Source organism: Fibrobacter sp. UWCM (assembly GCF_900129735.1).
Taxonomy (GTDB): Bacteria; Fibrobacterota; Fibrobacteria; order Fibrobacterales; family Fibrobacteraceae; genus Fibrobacter.
Window position 1 is genome coordinate 63,985 of sequence record NZ_FQWR01000013.1, and the last position, 22,144, is coordinate 86,128.

11 protein-coding genes are annotated in these 22,144 nt (G+C 54.4%); 1 reads left to right on the forward strand and 10 read right to left on the reverse strand.

Features of this window, described 5'->3' with window-relative positions; translation table 11 throughout:
• Nucleotides 1-22: 22 nt before the first annotated feature.
• The 5 genes from BUB22_RS09850 to BUB22_RS09870 all read right to left on the reverse strand — a co-directional run bounded on the left by BUB22_RS09850 (nt 23) and on the right by BUB22_RS09870 (nt 9,082).
• Nucleotides 23-778 carry a hypothetical protein gene (locus tag BUB22_RS09850; RefSeq protein WP_073114976.1) on the reverse strand — a complete coding sequence of 252 codons (756 nt, stop codon included), beginning with the start codon at nt 776-778 and terminating at the stop codon, nt 23-25.
• 89 nt (nt 779-867) lie between these two features.
• Nucleotides 868-3,060, reverse strand: coding sequence for an NADP-dependent isocitrate dehydrogenase (locus BUB22_RS09855; protein WP_073114977.1), 2,193 nt, complete (start codon nt 3,058-3,060; stop codon nt 868-870).
• Nucleotides 3,061-3,154: 94 nt separating this feature from the next.
• Entirely contained in the window at nt 3,155-5,038 is a 1,884-nt protein-coding gene (locus tag BUB22_RS09860) for a cellulase family glycosylhydrolase (RefSeq protein ID WP_073114978.1), read from the reverse strand.
• Between the two features lie 172 nt (nt 5,039-5,210).
• The gene (locus tag BUB22_RS09865) at nt 5,211-7,013 is read right to left on the reverse strand and encodes an endo-1,4-beta-xylanase (RefSeq protein ID WP_073114994.1); all 1,803 of its coding nucleotides are present in this window, start codon (nt 7,011-7,013) and stop codon (nt 5,211-5,213) included.
• Nucleotides 7,014-7,189: 176 nt separating this feature from the next.
• Nucleotides 7,190-9,082, reverse strand: coding sequence for an endo-1,4-beta-xylanase (locus BUB22_RS09870; protein ID WP_073114979.1), 1,893 nt, complete (start codon nt 9,080-9,082; stop codon nt 7,190-7,192).
• Nucleotides 9,083-9,460: 378 nt separating this feature from the next.
• Here BUB22_RS09870 and BUB22_RS09875 point away from each other — a divergent pair, with 378 nt between their 5' ends.
• Complete coding sequence (locus tag BUB22_RS09875) at nt 9,461-10,966, forward strand: CE1 family esterase (protein ID WP_073114980.1); 1,506 nt, start codon at nt 9,461-9,463, stop codon at nt 10,964-10,966.
• 81 nt (nt 10,967-11,047) lie between these two features.
• Here BUB22_RS09875 and BUB22_RS09880 read toward each other — a convergent pair whose 3' ends face one another.
• From BUB22_RS09880 to BUB22_RS09900, 5 genes are all read right to left on the reverse strand, one after another.
• Complete coding sequence (locus tag BUB22_RS09880; RefSeq protein ID WP_254794709.1) at nt 11,048-13,633, reverse strand: carbohydrate-binding protein; 2,586 nt, start codon at nt 13,631-13,633, stop codon at nt 11,048-11,050.
• 190 nt (nt 13,634-13,823) lie between these two features.
• Entirely contained in the window at nt 13,824-15,488 is a 1,665-nt protein-coding gene (locus tag BUB22_RS09885; RefSeq protein ID WP_254794710.1) for a carbohydrate-binding protein, read from the reverse strand.
• Nucleotides 15,489-15,705: 217 nt separating this feature from the next.
• Entirely contained in the window at nt 15,706-18,402 is a 2,697-nt protein-coding gene (locus BUB22_RS09890; RefSeq protein ID WP_139258939.1) for a beta-L-arabinofuranosidase domain-containing protein, read from the reverse strand.
• A gap of 233 nt (nt 18,403-18,635) precedes the next feature.
• Nucleotides 18,636-20,465: a carbohydrate-binding protein gene (locus BUB22_RS09895; RefSeq protein WP_254794711.1), complete on the reverse strand. Its 1,830-nt coding sequence runs from the start codon at nt 20,463-20,465 to the stop codon at nt 18,636-18,638.
• 124 nt (nt 20,466-20,589) lie between these two features.
• Nucleotides 20,590-22,101, reverse strand: coding sequence for a carbohydrate binding domain-containing protein (locus BUB22_RS09900; RefSeq protein ID WP_073114982.1), 1,512 nt, complete (start codon nt 22,099-22,101; stop codon nt 20,590-20,592).
• Nucleotides 22,102-22,144 lie beyond the last annotated feature (43 nt).

A 22,144-nucleotide genomic window follows, 5' to 3' on the forward strand; every position in this document is an offset into this window, starting at 1 on the left:
TATGGACGGAGTTATCAGCTAACTATTCAGCGTCTTTTCGTGCAAAAACAGCCTTGCAGGCATCCGCAAAACTGACCTTGAAGCCATCGAGCGGCCCTAAATCTGCACCATTCTTGAAGTGCGGGATGAACTCCGCCAGCTTCGCGCGCGAAATTTCGGACCAGTTTCCTTCCTTATCAAGGCAGAAAAACTCGTTATCGATGTATGCCTCGTAGTTGAACTCGCTTGTCGTAGATTCCAGGCCAAAGTCGCTGTAACCTTCGGGAGCCTGCTTTTCGGAATCCTCGATGGACGCCTTAACTTGTTCCAATTCTTCCGCATATTCATCGTCCACATCGGCAAAGGCATCCACACCGATGCTCAGCACGCCTTCTTTTGCGACAATGGACTTGTTCTCGCCGAAGGTGGCCTCGTAGGCGCTGGAACTTTCAGGTTCCGCAGACGAAGAGGATTCTATCCAGTCGTCATCTTCCGAGGAACTGGACGCATCTTCAGCGCCCGAAGAGGAACTGCCTTCCTCAGAACTGGAACTTCCGCCAGTTTCGGAGCTCGTGGCAACCGAGGAACTGGACTGCTTCGTAGCGGCGGAGGACTTTATCACATGACCGGTCTTGTCCATCTTGCCCGACGCCACGAGAGAATCGTACTCATCCTGGCTGTAGGTAAAACCATCCGGCGCAATCGCTTCGGGCGAAAGGTCCGAGGTACACGCCACAAGCAGGAATGCAGCGAAAATGCATGCAAATGCAAACAAAGACTTTCCGATCGAAACTTTCATTTCAAGCCTCCGGTTCTACGACGAAAAAGCAGAACAGCCCCACAAAGGGAATGCTCTGCCTTAAACATATAATTTTTTTTGCGGGTGGGCTACAGCGCGTCGATGACGGCGTTGAATTCCGCTACCGGACGCATCCACTTCTTCAAGAGATCGGCCTTGGGCAGGTAGTAGCCACCGATGTCGGCGGGTTTGCCCTGCTCGGCGGCAAACGCGGCGACAATTTCGGCTTCGCGGGCCTTCAATGCGTCGGCCACCGGGGCGAACTTCTTGGCAAGTTCCGCATCGTCCTTCTGGGCGGCAAGAGCCTCGGACCAGTAGAGCGCCAAGTAGAAGTGTGAGCCGCGGTTGTCCAGCTCGCCGATTTTGCGGGCCGGCGTGCGGTTGAATTCGAGAATCTTGCCGTTCGCTTCGTCCAGCGTGTCGGCGAGAACTTTCGCCTTCTTGTTGCCGTCCTTCAGCGCGACCTGTTCAAAAGCGGGCACCAGTGCGAAGTATTCGCCGAGGGAATCCCAGCGGAGGTAGTTTTCGGCGAGGAACTGCTGCACCTGCTTGGGGGCGGATCCACCTGCACCCGTCTCGTAGAGGCCGCCACCTGCCATCAAGGGCACGATGCTGAGCATCTTAGCTGATGTTCCGACTTCAAGAATCGGGAAAAGGTCCGTGAGGTAGTCGCGCATCACGTTGCCCGTGACGCCGATGGTATCGAGGCCTGCCTTGGCGCGCTTCATCGTTTCGACAATAGCCTTGCGCGGGCTCATGATCTTGATGTCGAGGCCGTTCAAGTCGTGTTTGGGCAAGTAGGCTTCCACCTTCTTCTGGATTTCGCGGTCATGGGCGCGTTCCGGGTCCAGCCAGAAAATCGCGGGCGTGTTGCTGAGGCGTGCGCGCGTGACGGCGAGCTTCACCCAGTCGCGCACCGGAGCGTCCTTGGCCTGGCACATGCGGAAAATGTCGCCCGCTTCTACATTCTGCTGCAAAAGGACTTCGCCCTTGCTGTTCACGGCGCGGATAACGCCCTTGCCCTTTGCAACGAAAGTCTTGTCGTGGCTGCCGTATTCTTCGGCGCCCTGGGCCATGAGGCCCACGTTCGGCACAGTTCCCATCGTCTTCGGGTCGAACGCGCCGTTCTGCTTGCAGAATTCAATCGTTTCGTCGTAAATGCCGGCGTAGCAGCGGTCCGGAATGCAGGCGATTGTCTCTTGCAGCTTGCCTTCCTTGTTCCACATGCAGCCGGAATTGCGGATCATCGCAGGCATCGAGGCGTCGATAATCACGTCGCTCGGCACATGCAAATTCGTAACGCCCTTGGCAGAATCGACCATCGCGAGGTCCGGACCCGCAGCGAGCGCTGCATCGATAGCGGCCTTGACTTCTGCTTCCTTCGCGTTGCCTTCGAGGCGCTTGTACAAATCACCCAGACCGTTGTTGGCATCGATGCCCAGTTCCTTGAACAAGTCGACGTACTTCGTGAATACATCCTTGAAGAACACGCGCACGAATGCACCGAACAGCACCGGGTCAGAGACCTTCATCATGGTAGCCTTCAGGTGCACCGAGAACAGCAGGCCCTTCGCCTTCGCTTCGGCCATGGCATTGGCGATGAACTTTTCGAGCGATGCCATGCGCATCACGGTCGCATCGATGATTTCACCCTTCAGGAGCGGCTTTGCGGCGCGGAGTTCTGTGACTTCGCCCGCTTCATTGACAAATTCAATCTTGAACGTGTCGGCGTCAGCCATGGTGATGGACTTTTCGTTTCCGTAAAAGTCGTCGGCCTGCATGCTTGCCACATGCGTCTTTACAGAAGTGTTCCAGTTGCCATTGCTGTGTGGGTTGTTGCGGGCGAAGTTCTTCACTGCCTTGGGGGCGCGACGGTCAGAGTTGCCCTGGCGGAGCACCGGGTTCACGGCGGAACCCTTCACCTTGTCGTACTTGGCTCGGATTGCCTTCTCTTCGTCGTTCGCTGGAGCATCCGGATAGTCGGGCACGTCAAAGCCGTTCTTCTGCAGTTCGGCGATGGCGGCCTTGAGCTGCGGCACAGAAGCCGAAATATTCGGGAGCTTGATGATGTTCGCGTCCGGTTCAAGCGTAAGCTTACCCAAAAAGTCTAGGTCGTCGCTCGCCTTGCCGAAGGCGGCCAGAATGCGGCCCGGCAGGGAGATGTTCTTGGTTTTCACATCGATATCGGCGGCCTTTGCAAAACCGCGAACGATGGGGAGCAGGGATTGAGTCGCCAGGAACGGCGACTCATCAGTAAGCGTGTAATAAATCTTCGTATTCATACAAAAGTAAAGATAGAAAAAGCGTCACCACCAAAAATGCCCCGAAAACAAGTTTCGGGGCATTGGGTGTATGGATTAGGATTTCTCTTTTGCCTTAGCGGGTCACGCGGACGCTCTGCATTGCGCCGGTAAAGCGGTTGCGCAGGTAGTACACGCCGGAAGTCTTCACCATGCTGGAAGAGCGGAGCATATCGGCTGCGGCGTTAAACCCGTAGGCGCTCATCAGGCCGAGGCGTACGCCGTTCTGGTCGAACACGTAGTAGTCCTGGAGCTTGCCCGCATCAAAATTCACGTTAGCAATGGAGGTCGTACCCGGGTCGTCTTCACCGATAATCGGTTCGGGGTCGGTCGCGTCCTTGCCCTTCACGAAGGTGAAGTAGTCCACATCGAACCAGGCGCCGGTCACGTCCATGCGGAGGATATGCGTGCCTTCCGGGAGGGTCACGTTGGCGCTGACCTTGTTGTAGTCATCGTAGTTCTCTTCGCCGGACTTGGCCGCAGGAACCGTAATCACGTCGGTGAGGGCCTTGCCATCGAGGGAGAGCTGGAAACTGGAGGTAGAACCTGCGGCAGCCACGGCAGCAAACATCGTGTAGTCGCCCGCTTCCTTCACGTTCACGGTCCATTCGAGCCAGTCGCCTTCGCTGTTGTAGCCCACGATCACGCCGGTCGCCTTCTTGTACAGGTCGACACCCGTATCCTTGCGGTAGTCGCTATCGCCGTGATTTTCGGAATCGTCGCTATAGGACTGGTTGCTCGTGCCGTCTTCATTGACGCCCACGCCCGGGATATCGAAATCTTCGGCTTCCACCTTGCCCGGGAGCGCAATCGGCTGGCCCTTGAACGGAAGCTGCGGTTCGGGCTCGACCGGCGTGAAGGTCACTTCATTCTGGCCCTTGTTGAGGTTCTTCGCGAAGTAGTCTTCGAGCCAGTTCATGGAAGCGCGCTTGCGGCCATCCTTTTCGATAAGGCCGGTGTTTGCCACCCAAGTAGAGCCGTTGATGTAACCCCAGATGGTGATGCCCGCGACCCAAGGAGTTTCCCACATGAAGGGAACCTGGTTTGCATAGTCATTTTTCTGCTTGGTATCGTCGGCTTCGCCGATATCGTATTCCGAAACCAGGAGCGGGAGGCCCGTCTCGTTATGGATTCGAGTCATCTTGCTTTCGAAATCGTTCTTGCTCATGCCCTTGCAGTCGTGAGCCTGCTGGCCGTAAGCATCGACCGGAGCGCCATTCTTGAGGATGGTCTGGATGAGTTCGATACCTTCGTTGATCTGCCAGGAAAGCGTGTTATAGTCGTTATAGATAAGCACAGCCTTCGGCCAACGTTCGCGGGCCATCTTGAAGGCGTTCGTGATAAAGTCGTACTGGTGCTTGCCATTCACCACACGGTCGCCACCGAGGGCCTCGATAATGTAGGAGCCACCGCATTCCGTATCGTCGGTGCTGTGGCCTTCGGCACCTGCAGCAGGCTTGCCGTAACCGGAGTGGTAGTTGTCACCGGCCCAAATGGCTTCGTTCACCACGTCGATGTATTCGAGGTCCGGGAACTTGGCCGCAACGGCATCGAACCATTCGGTGATGTACTGCTTGGTCTTTTCTACCGTGATGCTCGGATTCTTTTTCTTGCAGAGGAAGTTCGGGTACTGAGAACCCCAAACGAGGGCATGGAACTTGAAGTGACGCTCACCGGGCTTTTCCTTGGCCCACTTGTAGGCGCTTTCGCACTTGTCGAAGTTGTCCCAGGCGAACTTGCTTGTACCGCTGTTGCCGTTAGAAAGGGAATGGATGGACCCCCACTTACAGCCATTTTCGGGAGTAATCTGATTCCAGTATTGAGCAAAGTCGCTACGGATCTGGCCACCCGTAGTAATATTGCCCAGGAATTTTGCGCCACCATCGGCCAATGCGGCATTCGCCACGGTTACAAGGCCAGCGATGGCAGCGACAGCAAGAGAAAGGGAAAGCTTTTTCATACACCACATCCTTATTTATTGTCTATACTCCAAAATTATCTTGAAAAACGCCCAAAAAAGCATGTCGGGAAGATGTTTCTATGGATAGATTATCCATAGGAATAAAAGAAACGGATCCCGAAACTTTCGTTTCGAGACCCGTCTCTAAAATGCTAAACCTTTTTGTTTGCGATTAGCGGGTAACGCGAACCCTCTGCATTTCGCCCGTGAAGCGGTTGCGGAGCACGTACACGCCGGAAGACTTCACGTAGCTAGAGGACTTGAGAATCGTGGAAGCCGCATCGAAGCCGTAGGCGCTCAGCACACCCAGGTTAGCACCGTGCATGTCGAACACGAAGTAATCCTGGAGGGCATTCGGGTCGTACTTCACCGTACGAGCGATAGCGTCCGTACCCGGGCCCGTGCCCGGACCTTCGCCAGCCTTCGAAATCTGGAACCAGTCAACGTCGATGTAGCCCTTGGCAACTTCCAACGTGAGAATCTGTTGACCCTTTTCAAGGGTAATGGAACCAGAAACCTTGTCAAAATCAGTCCATGAAGAGCCGCTGTATTTCAGAGAATCAGACACGACCTTGTCGCCAACCTTGAACACCAATGCGCCGTCACCGTCTGCAGCGACCATTGCAGTAACATCAAACGTACCACCCTCGGCAACGTTGATTGTGTACTCGAAAGAGTTTCCTGTCGGATTGCAGCCGAGAACAAGACCACCGTTCTTTTCACCAATGCTTACAGTCGTACCCTTTCTGTATTCCGTATTCCAGGTATCGCTGCATTCACCGGTAACAGAGTAGGAGTTGTTGTTCGTACCATCTTCGTTACGACCCTTGCCCGGAACGTCGAAGTCCTCTGCTTCAATCTTGGCGGACAGATCGAACGGCTGGCCCTTGAACGGAGTCTGCGGTTCGGGATCGACCGGCGTGCTGTTCAGCAAGCCCGTAGTGTTGTTACCCGGGTGAGACGGCAGGTAGGACTTGAGCCAAGTCATGGCAGGCCTGTCCTGACCATCCCTGATAATGCCAGAGTTACCGCCAGAGGTCCAGGTTGCACCGTAGATATAACCCCAGATGGTGATACCTGCGATGTGTTCATTTTCCATGAAGTAGGAAATCTGCTGTTCGTAACAATTCTTCTGGTCCTGGTCATCGTTACTGGCGATGTCATATTCGGAGATGAACATCGGAATCTGGGTCTTGTTCCAGATTTCTTCAATAGCACTCTTGAGCGTGCTCAGAGCCAAGCAGGAACCATTGGCACCGGTTCCGTTGTTTCCACCGCCACCGACCTGCATATCGTGAGCCTGAAGGCCATAGGCATCAACCGGGGCACCGGCTTTCTTGATGGTCTGGATAAGCTGGATACCTTCGTTCTTCTGCCACTGGACAGTATTGTAGTCGTTGTAAATCAGGACGGCATCCGGCCAGCGCTTCCTGGCTTCCTTGAACGCATTTACAATAAACGTGTAGTCACCATTGTTATCGCCACCCATAGCCTGGATAATCTTGGTCTTCGGGTAGTTGGAGTGGTACTGGTTATTACCCGTACGGATAGCCTCGTTCACCACGTCAATCATGTCAAGTTCGGGGAAATTCTGCTTGACGGCATCGAACCAGTCCATGATGGCCTTCTTGGTATCGTCAACGCTCAGGCTTTCGAGCCAGTTCGGATACTGCGAGCCCCAAAGCAGTGCGTGGAACTTGAAGTAGCCGCCGTTCTGCTTTGCCCAGTTATAGGCCGCCTTACAACCGCTGAAATTGCGGTTGCCACGGGAACCTTCGATAGAGGCCCACTTGCATTCGTTTTCAGCAGTAATCTGGTTCCAGTACTGACCGAAGTCCGAACGCACCTGACCGCGAGTGGTGATGTTTCCGACGAACTTGGAAGCGTTTTCTGCCAAGCCGACGCCAAACGAGAGAGTGGACGCTGCAAGAGCGAGCGCCACGACCTTCGTTGCTGTTGAGAGAATCTTTTTCATATCCACATCCTTTGGTTTTATAACCATCTGGACATTAAATTATCCTCAAAACAGCACTTTTTCTCCCGTTTATAGACATTTCCCATTGACAAAATGTCCATAACACCCCAAAAGGCAGGTTCCGGAGAATCCCGGAATCTGCTCTTTTTTGCAAAATTTCGCGAATTTTTGATGTTTTACTTGATTACACGGACCTTCTGCATTTCGCCGGTAAAGCGGTTGCGCAGCAGGTACACCCCCGAGGACTTCACGTCGGCGGAGGTACGGAGGATTTCCGCGGCACCGTCGAAACCGTAGGCACTCATGACACCCATATTGACGCCGTGCATGTCAAACACGAAGTAGTGCTGGATTGCGTTCGGGTTGTAGTTGATGTTCTGGCCAATAACCGTCGTACCTTCACCCGGATTATCGTCGCCCGGTTCTTCAGACACGATCGGTTCGGGGTCGGTCGCATTCTTGCCCTTCACGAAGGTGAAGTAGTCCACGTCAAACCAGGAGCCGGTTACCGTCATGCGGAGGATATGCGTCCCCGCAGTGAGGGAAACGTTGGCAGAAACCTTGTTATAGTCGTCGTAGTTCTCCTCGCCCTGCTTGGCAGCCGGAACGCTGATGACATCGGTAAGGGCCTTGCCATCGAGAGAAAGCTGGAAGCTGGAGGTAGAACCGGCAGCAGCCACGGCAGCGAACATGGTGTAGTCGCCCGCTTCCTTCACGTTGACCGTGTATTCGAGCCAGTCGCCTTCGCTGTTGTAGCCCACGATGATGCCGGTAGCCTTCTTGTAGAGGTCCACACCCGTCGTGTCCTTGCGGTAATCCTTCACGTCGCCGTGGTTTTCGATATCACCTTCGCTGTAAGAGACGTTGCTCACGCCGTTAGTTTCGCCGACACCGGAAATATCGAAGTCTTCGGCCTCGATCTTGCCCGGGATTTCGAATGCAGAACCCTTGAACAACTTGCGCGGCACAGGTTCGACCGGAGTGAGCACGCCAGTCTTGAGGCCGGTAGTGTTCACGCCCTTGTTGGAAGCCAGATATTCCTTCATCCATGTCAGAGCCGGACGATCCTGACCATTTCTCACAAGACCAGAGCAACCGTTCGCCTTACCATTACAGTTAAGCCAGGTCTGACCGTAGACCCACCCCCAAATGGTGATTCCTGCAACATGGGGGTCTTCCATCCAGTACTTGACCTGTTCCTGATAGCACTGCTTCTGGATGCCATCGTCAGTAGACGGGACGTCATATTCAGAGATGAGAACCGGGAAATTATTAGTTTCCTTATGGATCTTCTGCATGGTAGCAACGAAATTATTGTAATTCATGCAGACGCCGCCGCCGCCAGTACCGCCAGCCTGACCACCGTCACTCATCAAGTCGTGAGCCTGGAGGCCATAAGCATCAACAGGAGCGCCATTCTTCCGGATGGTGTTGATCAGATTAATGCCCTGGTCCACATGCCACTGGATGGTGTTATAGTCGTTATAGATGAGGATAGCCTTGGGCCAACGTTCGCGGGCCATCTTGAAAGCGGTCGTCAAGAAGGCGTAATCGCCGTTGTCGCCACCCAGTGCAGGAATAATCTTGGTTCTGGTATAACCAGAATGATACTGATTGTTGCCAGTACGGATAGCCTCGTTGGCCACGTCGATCATCTCGATATCGGGGTAATGATTCTTGACGGCGTCGAACCAGTCGGTAATCGCCTTCTTGGTATCTTCAACGCTCAGGCTTTCGAGCCAGCCAGGATACTGGCCGCCCCAAAGGAGGGCGTGGAACTTAAAGTGACCGCCATTGTTCTTTGCCCAGTTGTAGGCCGCGTCGCAACCGGCCCAGTTGTAGCGACCGCGAGTACCTTCGATGGAACCCCACTTACAACCGTTTTCGGCGGTAGCCTGGTTCCACAGCTTGGTAAATTGGTCGTTAGGACCAGGAGCCGTGTTTGACTGAGTAATGTTACCCACGAACTTCGCCGCACCATCGGCAATGCCGGGACCCGCGAAGGAGAAAGAGGACGCTGCAAGAGCGACAGCAGCAACCTTCGTTGCCGTTGAGAGAATATTTTTCATAACCACATCCCTTATGTGTTATGGCCGACTCACCAATACCGGCCTAATCTAAAGATATCTCCTCAGATTACGAAAATCTCACACCGGCACACCTATTCCATTGACGTTTTATCCACAATCAAAAGTTTACACTCAAGCGTTGCCCCAAACTCCTACATTTTCGCCATGACACAAAATGGCGATTTTTACAAAAAAAATGGGATTAATCGCCCCAACAAAAATGACCCTTTTGCAAAAATGGCTTTTTTAGCGAAATTTGCCGTTACCAAAATGTAAACAACCAAATCTTTACAAAAGAAAAAACACCTACCCGCAAGGCCGAAAGATTAAATTTGTCTATGGAATGTATGTGGTGTTTGGGAAAAAAAGGAGTCAAATATGCATTTTCCCAAACTTTTGGGCATTGCCAGTGGATTGGCATTGTCTAGTAGCCTGGCGTTCGCCTGGAGTATCGACGGGGTTGTAAAATCCAAGGTATCCGGCAGACTGCTTTCGGGCGTAAAAATCAACACCTTCAATTTCGGTGGCTACGAAACGACCTCCGCAGAAGATGGCACGTTCAGCCTCAGCGGCGGCACAGACGCCCTGCCTACCTCGAAGGTTGCCAACATGGCTATCCACATGGAAGGTGGCATGCTCACCATCTACAATGCGGACGCCAACAACCTCAAGGTTTCCGTGATTGACGCCCTGGGCAAGGTCCTTGCACAGAGCAACCCCGGGCACGTCCAAGGTATCGTCACTCTCAACTTTGGCAAGCTCGCCCGCGGCGCCAAGTTCATCCGCGTCAATGCCGATAGCGACAAGGCTACCTACATGGTGACCAGCAAGGGCGTAAAGGCACTCAAGAAAGAAGGCGACCTGTTGCCGATGCTCCAGTTCGCGTTGGACGGCTATGCAAACCTGGCTTACCAGATGCAGGCTGAAGTCGAAACCGGTGTGACCATCGAGATGGTAAGGCCCTCGGCCGTGGAATCTTCCAGCTCTGAAGCTGTTGAACCGCCGAAATCTTCTAGCTCTGTTGAACAGCCGAAGTCCTCCAGCAACATCGGCAGCGACGAACCTATCGTAGTCGATTGCTCCGGCAAGACTGCAAAGGTCGGAGATAAGCAAAACATGTCCGTGACCGTTGATGGCAAGCAGCGCACCTTTATTATGCACATTCCGAGTGCCTACAAGGGCGACAAGCCCGTACCGCTCGTTATTGACTACCACCCGATTGGCGGTTCCGGCAATGGCGAATTCGGAAGTTCTCCGTACAAGGCCAAGACTGACCCCGAAGGCGTAATCACGCTTTACCCGGACGGCACCAGCAAACCGGGTGGAATGGGTAACGGCTGGAACGTCGGTCCCTGCTGCTCTAACGACGACGACGTCAAGTTCTCTTACGCAATGATTGATAAGCTCAAAGAAATCGCCTGTATCGACCCGCAGCGTATCTACGCAACCGGTTTCTCGATGGGTGGCGGTATGAGCAATCACGTGGCTTGCATGATGTCCGATGTCTTTGCTGCAGTCGCTCCGGCAGCTATGGACTTGAACAAGACCAACAGTGCACAGTGCAAGATGTCTCGTCCTATCTCTGTCATCAACTTCCGCGGCACGAATGACCCTGTCTGCAAGTACCAGGGCGGCGATAGCGGATTCAACGACGGCCTGAACTTCCTCGGCGCCGAAGGCACCTTCAAGTTCTGGGCAGAGAAGAATGGCTGCACGGGCTCCCCGAGCAAGAACTCCAACGGCTGTGACGAATACTCCAACTGCCAGGACGGCGTGAAGGTCGTGCTCTGCACCAAGCAGGGTGGCGGCCACGACTACGGTGACGCAAGCATCGGCTGGCCGTTCCTCAAGCAGTTCACACTCCCGGCAAGCTTCGTGAAGTAATACAAGCTTCTTTACTAACTCCAAATCCAAAAGGCCTCCGCAAATGCGGAGACCTTTTTCATACATAGCCGTTCACAAGAATCAATGCAAGTTGACGCGAATCGCCTTCTTGCTGTCGAGCCCGCGGACCACGTACATGCCGGGGTTCACGCCCTTCGCAGAGAGGGCCGCCTTGATGCCGCCCGCGGCCGCTACGCCTTCGATTCTACAGACAAACTTGCCGTTCATGCCGAACACGTCGTAGCCGCGTTCGCCGAGGTCTAAGCGCATTCCGGAAACCTGACGGACAGGAGTAAGTTCCTCGGCAGTGAGCGCAAACTTTATCCAGTCAAGATTCACGTAACTGCCGGTGAACTGAATTTTCAGGATGTGTTCGCCCTTCGCAAGTTCGCTAGTTTCGCCGTCAATTGTGGCATAGGTATTCCAGTCTTCGCCCTGCGGCACAGGAATCGTATCCGAAACCGCCTTGCCGTCAAGGAACAGGCGGAAGCTACCGCCCTCAAGGCCGGTCGCCACGTTCGCACGGAACACGTACTTGCTTGCCGTAGTCACATTCACGCTGTATTCGAGCCATTCGCCCGCCTGCGTGTAACCGATGGCAAATCCCTTGCAATCCTGGGTATTGAGCGTGTCGGAGCAGCCGAAGCCCACCACGTCCACGCCGTCTTCGCGATAGGTGTTGCCCTCGTTCACGAAGTCCTTGTCGCTGTAAGAAACGCTCTGGCCGCCCACATCGTAGTCTTCGGCTTGGATGGTTCCTGGAAGGGTCGCCACGGCCTTGAAGGCTTCCTGCGTCACGGTGTTGCTGAAGTCAGCGAGCGGAATTTCCTTGATGTCGCGGATGTAACGGAAGGCCTTTTCGATACCAGCATTGTTCACGACTTCGTCGCTGTAATAGTTGTTGGACTGCTGGAGATTATTCTGACCAGCCTGGTTCTGACCCACACCTGCGGGAGAATTCTTGAACACGTTCTCTTTCACGGTAAAGCCGCTGGAGCCTTCGTCCAGGTAGATAGGCACGTTCCAGTAATCGGCCCACTTGGAAGTTCCGTTATCGTGAATGTAGTTGTGCTGGATTTCGCTACCGGTGCCCTGGTTACTCAAAGTGTAAATCGGGCCCGAGTCACAAAGCAGGCGGGCAATGTGGTGAATTTCGTTCCAGTTCACATGGTTGTTGGTCATGGCGGTCTGAGCCTTTGTCCAGCCAAAACCGATGGAAATGCCGGAGTAATACGTGTAAGAGACTTCGTTGTGTTCAATCACCACATAGCGCGGGTAACCGGCGCCAATACCTACGGCACCCTGATGCTCGTTCGTCACGTTGGTGACCAGGTTGTTCTTGACCGTATCGCGGGTGCTGATTTCATCCTTGTCGCTGGGATTATAGGCGATGTGGATTTCGGTGGTAGAATCCTGATAGAACTTGCCAAGCATAATGCCCGCTGCACCGATTTCGAAGAAGGCGTTGCCCTGAATCATGTCGTCGTTGGTGCCGGAGACAAAGTCGAGGCCCGTAGCCGCAATCTGCGAGAACACGTTGCCCTGCACCAAAAAGTGATGGGCATTTTCTACACGGAAAGCCGCATCGGGGCGCCACAGCAAGTACTTGTTGCTGTTCAGTTTTTCCCAGTTCCCGCGGCCAGGATCCGGAAGAACGTCTACGTTGAAGTTTGCCGCCTGCAAATCCAAAAAACCTTCTTCGCTCGGGCGAGTATAGTTGGAATGGGCGAAGGTCAGGCCTTCGAAAGACATGTAGCCCACCTTGTTCTTGGTATCCTTACCCAGAACGCTGAACAAGGTATTAAGGCGGGGCGCTACCACGTGGGCAGTCGCCATGCTTTCGCCTTCACGGGGCTTGTAATAAAGCGTTTGATTCTTTTCGTCCAGGTACCATTCACCCGGAGCGTCAATCAGGTCGTAGGAATTTTCCAGATAAAAGACCTGCTGCTTGGGCGGATTGCTCATGAAGGCGGTGCCGAGCATGGGGAAAGCGCGGTGGAACAGTTTGGTGCGTTCAGGATCCTTGGGGATGAGCTTTGCGGTGCCGCCGTTTACCTGGGCCTTTTCCAAGCGCAAAATGTTTTCGGACCAGGCAATCATCAAGTGGATTTCGACATCCTCGATGTTCTTGATATTCTTGATGTAATCGGCAGAGACATCGAAGGCACGGCCCGTAGAGTCCACCTTCGTGAGTCGCACAAAATCGTGGTCGAAACCGCCGTTGCCTTTTTCCTTTGCGTCAATCACATTGGGGAAGCATGCGCGAACAGCCTTACGGTTGTTCACGTAAAGCTGGCGGAATCGGCCTTCCACGCCTTCGGCTTTCCAGATGTTGTTCGCCTCGTCGTGAATGGTCCAGCCCGTAATGGGCATACCGCCCGTAATGAGCGGTTTTTCGCCATCGGCAGCTTTATAACGCACGTAATGGCCGTCCTTGCCACCGTCGCGTTCGTCAAATGCAATGGTTGCGGGGAGCGCGTAGGTGCCTTCGCGTAAAATTACCTCGATGTCGCCCGTCATGGAGCCGTTTATGGCGCGCACGGCCTTCTGGGCCTGCGTAATCGTCTTGAACGGAGCATCCTTCGAGCCATCTGCGGCATCGCTACCCGAAGGGGACACGTAGAAAGTTGCCTGAGTTGCCGCAAAGGAGGCTCCGGCCGCTACCAAACATAAGGAAAGTAACGATTTCATCCTCATAAATTCCTCTTTTTCCCGTTTTTTACACCAAGGGGGAATCCCTATCCTGAAAATTACCATTTACGAATAAAAAAAGAACCCCCGGAAAGGGAGTTCTCGTTGACAACTTATCAATGATTCTACTTAGGTCACTGAGCTTGCCGAAGTGCACCAACCTGGTTTACTTGATGCGGTGGCCCGTCAGGTCGAAGCGCATGCCGTTCCTTTCGACAAACAGCTGGCCGCCCTGCTTGCGGAGGCGCGGGGCCGAAGTCTTGGTAACAGGTGCAGGCATGATTTCGCGGATTCCCGTAGGTGCCTCGCAGGCCTCGCCTTCGCAGAACTTGAGCCAGTCCACGTTCACGTAGCTACCCGCAATGGCAAGTTTCAGGATGTGTTCGCCCGCCGTAAGGTTCGCGACACCGATATCGACTTCCTTGTACACATTCCATGTGGTATCGACCTTCTCGAAAGTCACCGTATCGCCAATCGCCTCGCCGTCGACAAACAGTTGGATTTTCGAGGTCTCGGATGCAGTCGCCACGTTCGCGCGGATGGCGTACTTGCCGCTCGTAGCGACCTTCACGCTGTATTCGAGCCACTCGCCCGCTTCAGTGTAGCCGACGGCATAACCCTTGCAGGCATCGCCGTTGCAGGTCGCGCCATCGAGGGTAACGACATCCACGGCGTCTTCGCGGTAGGTCTCGCCCTTGTTGGCAGCATCCTTGTCGTAAAAGCTGAAACGGTTTCCGCCCTTGTCGTAATTTTCGGCCTCGATCACGCCCGGAATCGCCGCAGGTTCGCCGTTATACGCCTCGCGCACGAGCGGTGTCGTCTCGACCGTGTCGGCCCAGGCCATCTTCATGCGGTCCACGCCCGACTGGTTCACGATTTCGAGCTTGATGTTCGCCCCTTCGCCGGTGCGCTTGGTCATGCTGTACCAGTCACCATCGCGCAGGCCCGGCCAGTAAAAGCTGCCCATTTCCCATTCGCGCAATTGGTCGGACATGCCGCGAATGTAGGCCATAAAGTAATTCGTCGGAGTAGAATTATAGTCCATGTAGTCGTAATGCACGCCCGCCTTGTCGCCAGGGCTCATCGCGCCGCCCCATTCCGTACACACGGTGCGGTCGGCATACTTGCCCACCTTGCCCTTGAAGCTGTTCTTCCAGCCCTGTTCGGTGGTGATGCTCATGTTCCAGAAGGTGTATTCGTGCACCGCGAAAAGGCAGCCTTCAAAGCGCGGGTCATCGGCAATGTCGGGCACGTTCCATGCAAGGCCCGAGCCGTCGAGCAGAATATGGTCGCGCGGCACATTCGGGAACTTGCTCAGCCACTGGGCGTAAAGGTCGCGCAGTTCCGTTTTGCTGTACATGTGCGGCTCATTGAAAATCTCGAAATAGGCGTTCGGGTGGTCGCCGTATTTTTCGACGATTTTCGCCCACATGCTCCACCAGTCATTCATGTTCTTGGGGCCGGAGGGCTGCGCGGGGCCCCAGTAGCCCATCACGATGCGGCCCTTGGAAAGGCCCATGTCGATAACGCCCGTGTAGGTATCCCAGAACTTGAGAACCGTGGGTTCGTTCACCGGGATGCGCACGCTGTTGGTACCGAACAGTTCCTGGAACTGCCCGATGACGCGGTCAGCAACAACCGATGCAGACTGGTAATTGTCCGAAAGGCTCATGCCCGAAAGCACAAGCACGTCAGACACGAAATTGTCGCGTTTGTCCGCCCAGTTTACGCCGCGGAACTGGCTCGTGACAGCGAAGGAACTCACTGCCGAAAGTGCGGTTGCAGCAAGAACAGAACAGGCTACACGCCTGAAACCATAACCAAACATCATAAGAACTTCCTTGTTAACACCAATAAGAAAAATACCTCTAAAAATTACGGAATGGAACCCTCTTCGTTGCCATTTGCGTGGACAAGATGTCAACGACAAACACAATCTGACCAACCTGTTCAAGCAGAGAGATCCTCCCCGTTCCGAGGATTGTGGGCACATAAGCAATAAATTGCAAGTGCCCACTAACCGCTCTGCGCGGGGATGATAATTCCTGTTAGCGGTCTTTGCGGAATATCGTACTGGCGAAACTAAATCCATCGCGCTGGATTTTCAGGATATACATGCCATTTTTCATATCGGCAATTCCGATGCTGAAGCTGGACTGCCCCGCCGGTAGCGCCTCGGTTTTTACCAGACGGCCGTTCATCGCATAGATTCTCGCGGTGAGGCCCTGCGAAAGCACCGCTCCGGAGGCAATCTGCAGTTCGTCGCCCATCACGCGCGCCTTCAAGTCGGGGCGTGCGGGCATTTTTGCGGGTGCGGCAATCGTCGGCACGGTATCCTGCACTTCGGGCTTCGGCTTGTTGCGGAGCAGTCGCACGCCGTAAATGCCACCCACCATGCCGGAAGTCGCTGTAAACGAGATGCGCACAATCTTCTTGCCCTTCACCATATTGTCCGGAATCGGGTAAATCACGTTCACGAACTCGTTCTTGTTCCAGCGATTCGAAATCGTCTCGGTCGTAAGTTTTTCGCCATCGATATCGATATCGAATATGCGGGTGCAACCCTCGTTGCCCCAGTAGCGCACCATGAGGCTCAGGGAATCCTCGCTGTTCGTCTCGAATTCATAGCTGATGAGGCCGCCGTCGCCGCCACTGCACTTGCCCGCATCGCGGTAGAATTCCCCATTCGCCGTTCCCGACGTGGAATTCTCGATTTTCATCTTGTGGTCCACTTCGGGCTGCTGCTCGCCGGGTGCCACCTTGTCAACCGTCTTCTCGTCAAGCGCGAGGGCCTCTTCCTGTTCCTTTTTCAGGCGTTCCAAAACGGAGGGGTCGGTAAGCACCATCCAGTACATCATGTAGCGGGCATCGTGCACCTCGTAGAACGGCTCCAGCAACAGGTTTGCATCCTTCTTGGCGGCAAACAGGTAGGGCGCCTTGAAGTGCAGAGGTTCTCCCTTCACGGGTTCCACCTTCGAGGGGATATCTTCCTTCTTGCTCGCAAGCATGGGGGCCTGATCCAGGGATTCGAGCGCTCCCGACGCGATATGGCTCCAGCGTCCGTCATCGGCAACAAGGCCGTTCAGGTTCGCCGTTCCCGTCTTTGCGGAAAGCACGATGGGGCCATACATAAGCGCCACGTAGTCGCTCACGCCCGGCAAGTCCTCGGTATGCGTGTACATCGGGTAAAGGACCTCAATCACGTCGCCGGACTTCCAGGACTTACCCGCAGACACATAGCTCGACGGATCGGACTTCTTCACGACGGTATCGCCGTTCACGATAACCTTGAAATCGCCTTCCTTGACCCAGTACGGGTGGCGAATCTGCATATCGAAATCGCCGCTACCCGTAATCGTGAACTTGGAGGATTCGCCCTTCGGGAAGGCCGTTTCCTGCTTAATTTTCACGCCTTTATCCTTCCAGTTCAAAAGCGAAGCCACAAACAGGTTTACATACAAACTAGATTTATCCTTCGTGTAGATAAACTGGTTGTACTTCGCGGGGTTCTCCATGCCCGAACCCACGCAGCACCACATGCCCGCATTCACCTTGGAATACACGCGGTAATGGCGCGGGCGCGCGGGCGTAAAGTACACGTAGCCGCCGTGCTTCGGGTGGATTGTCGAAAGGATATGGTTAAAAAGCGCCCGCTCGTAAAAATCGGCGTAATGCGCATCGTGTTTCATGTTGAACAGGCGTTCCGTCAGCTTGAGCATGTTGTAGGTGTTGCAAGATTCCGGCCCTTCGCGTTCCTCCACGAACTTCTTGTGGTTGTTGAGCGCCGGGAAATGTTCCGAAATGCTGTTGCCGCCAATCGCGATGCTCCTCTTGTTCACGACAGTCTGCCAGAAGAAATCGGAACCCTTCTTGTAGTTCTGATCGCCGGAAAGTTCCGCAATGCGGGCAAAACCCACCACCTTCGGGACCTGCGTATTCGCGTGCACGTTCGTGAGGTTGTCATTGCCCTGCGACATCGGGTTCAAGAGCCACTGGTGAGACCATTTCTTTGCCGCATTCAGGTACTTCTCGTTTTTCGTGAGGTAATACGCATCGGCATAGACTTCGGGCATGCCGCCATGTTCAGTACCGAGCATCTGCTGCATCTTGGAATCGTTCAGGCCGTTCGTGATGGTTATGCCCCAGTCACAGAGCTTGAGGAACATCGTCTTCGCCTGTTCGTAGCCCGCATACACGTATGCATCACGCAAGCCCGCGTAAAGCTTGTGGATGTTGTACCAGGGGACCCAATAGCCGTTTTGCGCACCGGCATCGCCGTTCTTCATCTTGAGCCACATCTGCTTCCCGTTCGGCACGCCGCTGATATAGCCCACAAAGTTCGCGTCCTTGGAATTCTGGTCCTGGATGGTCTTGAGCTCGTTCAGGATATACTCCAGACGTTCCTTTATCATGATATCGTCGTTATCTGCATAGTGCATGGCCAAGGCGCTCAGGTAATGGCCCAGCACGTGGCCGTCGAGGCCCGCCCAGTTCGGGAACTTGGATGCCTTCGGGCGCATTCCCGCCTCTTCGTAGAACGGCGCAAGCAGGCGGTCTACATCATAGGCTAGCAGCGTTTCCGCATTCAGGTCTTGACGTTCCTTCAGAACCCCGTCAAGGAGCTGCACATCGCTCAGCGCGAACATGTCGGGGTAAAGCAAATCCTGCGAGAACCCCTGTGAAAACAATCCGCACACCGCAGCGAAGGTAATGGCGGCGAGCCGCTTCGTCTTAATACCAAACATCTTGTACCATCCTTTCCCTATACCATGCACCATCATAAAAATTAGATTCGCGGCACGGCAAAAAACACCCCCTTACACAAAACACTTTTGCTAAAAATTCAAAAGCCCCGGTGTAAAATTTTTCAAAAAAAAACGCCCCGCTATTGCTAGCGAGACGCTTTTTGTTAGGAGGAACTTTTACAAGATCCCCGCCTTCGCGGGGATGACATTAGCAGTGGCTCCTGCGGACGACGTTAGCGGAGGCGGTGGCCGGTCAGGTCGAAACGCATGCCGTTCTTCTCGACAAAGAGCATATTGCCCTTCTTGACAAGGCGCGGCGCAGAGGCATCGCCACGAACGGCAGGCATTACCTGGCGGATTGCATCCGTACCCGGTTCGGTGCTCCCCGGTTCGCTGAACTTTATCCAGTCGATATCCATCCAGTCGCCGGTAACCGTGAAGCGGAGAATGTGTTCGCCCTCGGTCAGGCTCACTTCGGCTTCAACCGTATTGTATTCGTCGTAGTTTTCTTCACCCGAGGTTGCCGCAGGCACCGCAATTTCTTCGGTGATATCCTTGCCGTCCATGGAGAGCTTGAAGCTAGAAGTGCTGTTCGCAGAAGCCACAGAAGCGTTCATCGTGTAAGTTCCCGTCTTGGCGACCTTCACGGTGTATTCGAGCCATTCGCCCGCCTGGTTGTAGCCGACGATGATTCCCGTAGCCTTCTTGTAAAGGTCCACACCGGTACCCGGGCGGTAATCGCTATCGCCATGGTTTTCGGTATCGCTTTCGTTGTAGGTGGTGTTGCCCTGGCCCACGCCGTTCACGTCAAAGTCTTCCATTTCGATCTTGCCTGGAATAGCGAGAGCCTCGCCCTTGAACGGCTTGCGCGGAACCGGCTTGAGAACCAGGCGGAGGAGTGCAGAGCCGTGAGCCGGGAGTTCAATAGAAACGTGAGAAACCGGGCCCAAGTCCTTCTTTTTCCAGGCATCGCGGACTTCCACTTCACCTTCTACGCCAATGTCTGCAAAGTTGCATTCAACGGTCTGGGTAGAGTTGTTATTGTTGAGGAGCGCCACGGCAATATCGCCATTCTTCAAGGGCTTGGTCCAAATCTGCTTGCCGTTCACGTCGGAGACGCGATGTCCCTGAACGCCCAGAGAATCCTGGTTAATGGCAATCATGTCCTTGTTCAGGTAGAGTTCCTTGGTCTCGTTGCTCATGTTGCGCACGTCGGAACTGATCATGATGGGAGCGGCCATGATGGACCACATCGTCATCTGGGAGCGCTGTTCTTCGTAAGAGAGTCCCCTGTTGCCGACTTCAAGCATGTCCGGGTCGTTCCAATGACCGGGCTTTGCAATTTGCCAGTACTTGTTGTTGGCATCGATAATTTCGTAGACGCCGCGGTACCATGAGGTAGAAATCCATTCGGGACCGATGTCAAATGTAGTACGCCAGAGGTTAGCGATTTTAGGCATCCAGTCCTTGTATTCCCACATGCAAATGCTGAACACGATATCGCGTCCGGAATTGCGGAGAGCGTTGGACATTGCAGTGTAATCTTTTTCCTGCGTTCTCGGATCCGAGTCGCAGTTGTCGTACTTCCAGTAGTCAACGCCCCATTCGGCGAGTTTCTTGGCATCCTGCTCTTCGTGGCCATTGGAACCACTTTCGCTTTGCCAGTTGCTATTGTAATGGTGACAGGTACGCTTGCCGCGGTCGCCGTAAAGGCCGAACTTCAGGCCCTTATTATGCACGTAGTCGGCAATGGCCTTCATACCGCTCGGGAAGGTTTTCGGGTTGTTCTGGAGGTTGCCTTGCGCATCGCGCTTGGTATCCATCCAGTTGTCGTCGAGGTTCAGGTAAATGTAGCCCGCATCCCTCAAGCCAGAAGAGACCATGGCATCGGCAATTTCCTGAATCTGCTTTTCGTTGATGTTTTCGTGGAACACGTTCCAGCTGTTCCACCCCAGCGGGGGCGTAAGCACCAGGCTATCCGGATGTGCAAAGGCCAGGGAGGCCATACCCAAAAAGGCAAGGGCACAAGCCCCGCCGAGCGAGCATTTTTTTAAACCAAACATCTTCATCTCCACTTTTTTTGATTTACTGGTCTAAAAATACTCTCCAAAAACGGCAAAATACCCGCCAAAACGGAAGGCGCCATTGATTATTTGTCAATGGCGCTATTAGTGTTTTTAGTGTTTTTTAGCGGGAAACGGGTACCAGAAGCGTTTTTTCGCCCTTCAGGCCGCGCAGGAGGTAGACCCCCTTCGTGTAACCCGCTCGCAGGAGCGTTTCGGCCTCAGTCGCATCGAGCATTTCGATAGTCCCGAGCCTGTGACCGCGCAGGTCGAACACGGCATACGATGCCGGCTGTTCGCGCACAAACTGTACCCCGCGCAGGGCAGTCGTTCCCGTATCGGCGGGGGCTTCCGTCTTTGCGATTTTCACGTTGTCGAGCGTGAGCGTGCCGGTGGCGGCGCCCGCATTGAAACTCAGGCGGCTGTTCGTATCGGTCGCGGCCGTCATCTGGAACTTGAACGTGAACGTCTTTGACGTAGTGCCGAGTTCAAAATTCTGCTTTTCCTTGAGGTAAGATGCCCACGGGTCGTTGTGCTGTTCCACGTTCACCTCGAGCGTACGGGCCGCACCCGCGCTCGCGTCAAAACTGATTTCGTACCACTGGCCCTTTTCGAGGTGCAAGTCGTGCTGGATAAGTTGCACCTGGTAATTCTCGGTACCGATGGCAGAAATATCGAGCTGGTACTTGCCGCCTTTGGCCTCGCCCGTCGCCTGCGCGTCACCGTGCACCTGCAGGTCCCAAGCCACGGAGGTGGAATCGAAACCGCCATTAAAGATGCTGTCGCGATTCGTGGGCACCACAATCGCGGGAGGCGGCGGCGTGATGCTGGAACCATCAAGCGAGTAATTCTTCACGAAGTTCCAGATTTCCACGCTCGTATTGACGCTCACGGCCTCGTCCATGGAATACCAGTGACCCTTGCCGTCAATCGTCAGCAGGCGAACTTCGACGCCATCGGTGCAGCCGCTCCAGATTTCAAGCGATGCGGCAGAGCCCGGCTTTGTCGAGGGATACGGCTTGATCTTTTGCGAATTGCTGGAGCACTTCTGTGCATTGACCCAGCCCTTGAGGGTATTCACGGTGCTGTTGTAGTTCACCACGTCGTCGGTGGTACCGTGCGTATGCATAATCGGCATGGCGCGTTTGGGCGAATTCACGCCGCCGCCACCCGAAACAGGCGCGATGGCCGCAATCTGGTCGCCCATCTTGTTTGCCACGTGATAGCTCATCATGCCGCCCATCGAAAATCCCGAAACGTACACGCGGTTCTTGTCGATACCGTACTTATTGTACATCTCGTTGATGATGGCCTTGATAAAGTTGAGGTCCTTGTTGCCGGAGATATCCCAGGCCTTGTTTTCGCCGTTCGGGAACACCACCACAAAGCGCGCGGTATCGGCAATGGATTCCCACTTCGCGGCGTTTTTCTGGTAGGGCGCATCCTGGTTCATGCCGTGCATCTGGATGATGAGCGGGCGGTTCTTCTCGATGCCCGAAGGCGCATACACAAGCATGCTGCGGCTCTTGCCATCGACCGTTATGTTGTCTGCAAGTGCCGGAACCGAGAAAGCAGTCGCTGCTATTAGCGCAAGGACAGAAACCGCCTTCGCGGAGGAAATTTTATGACCAAACATATTGACTCCTTAAGGGCAAAACACCAAACTGCCCTACCATAAT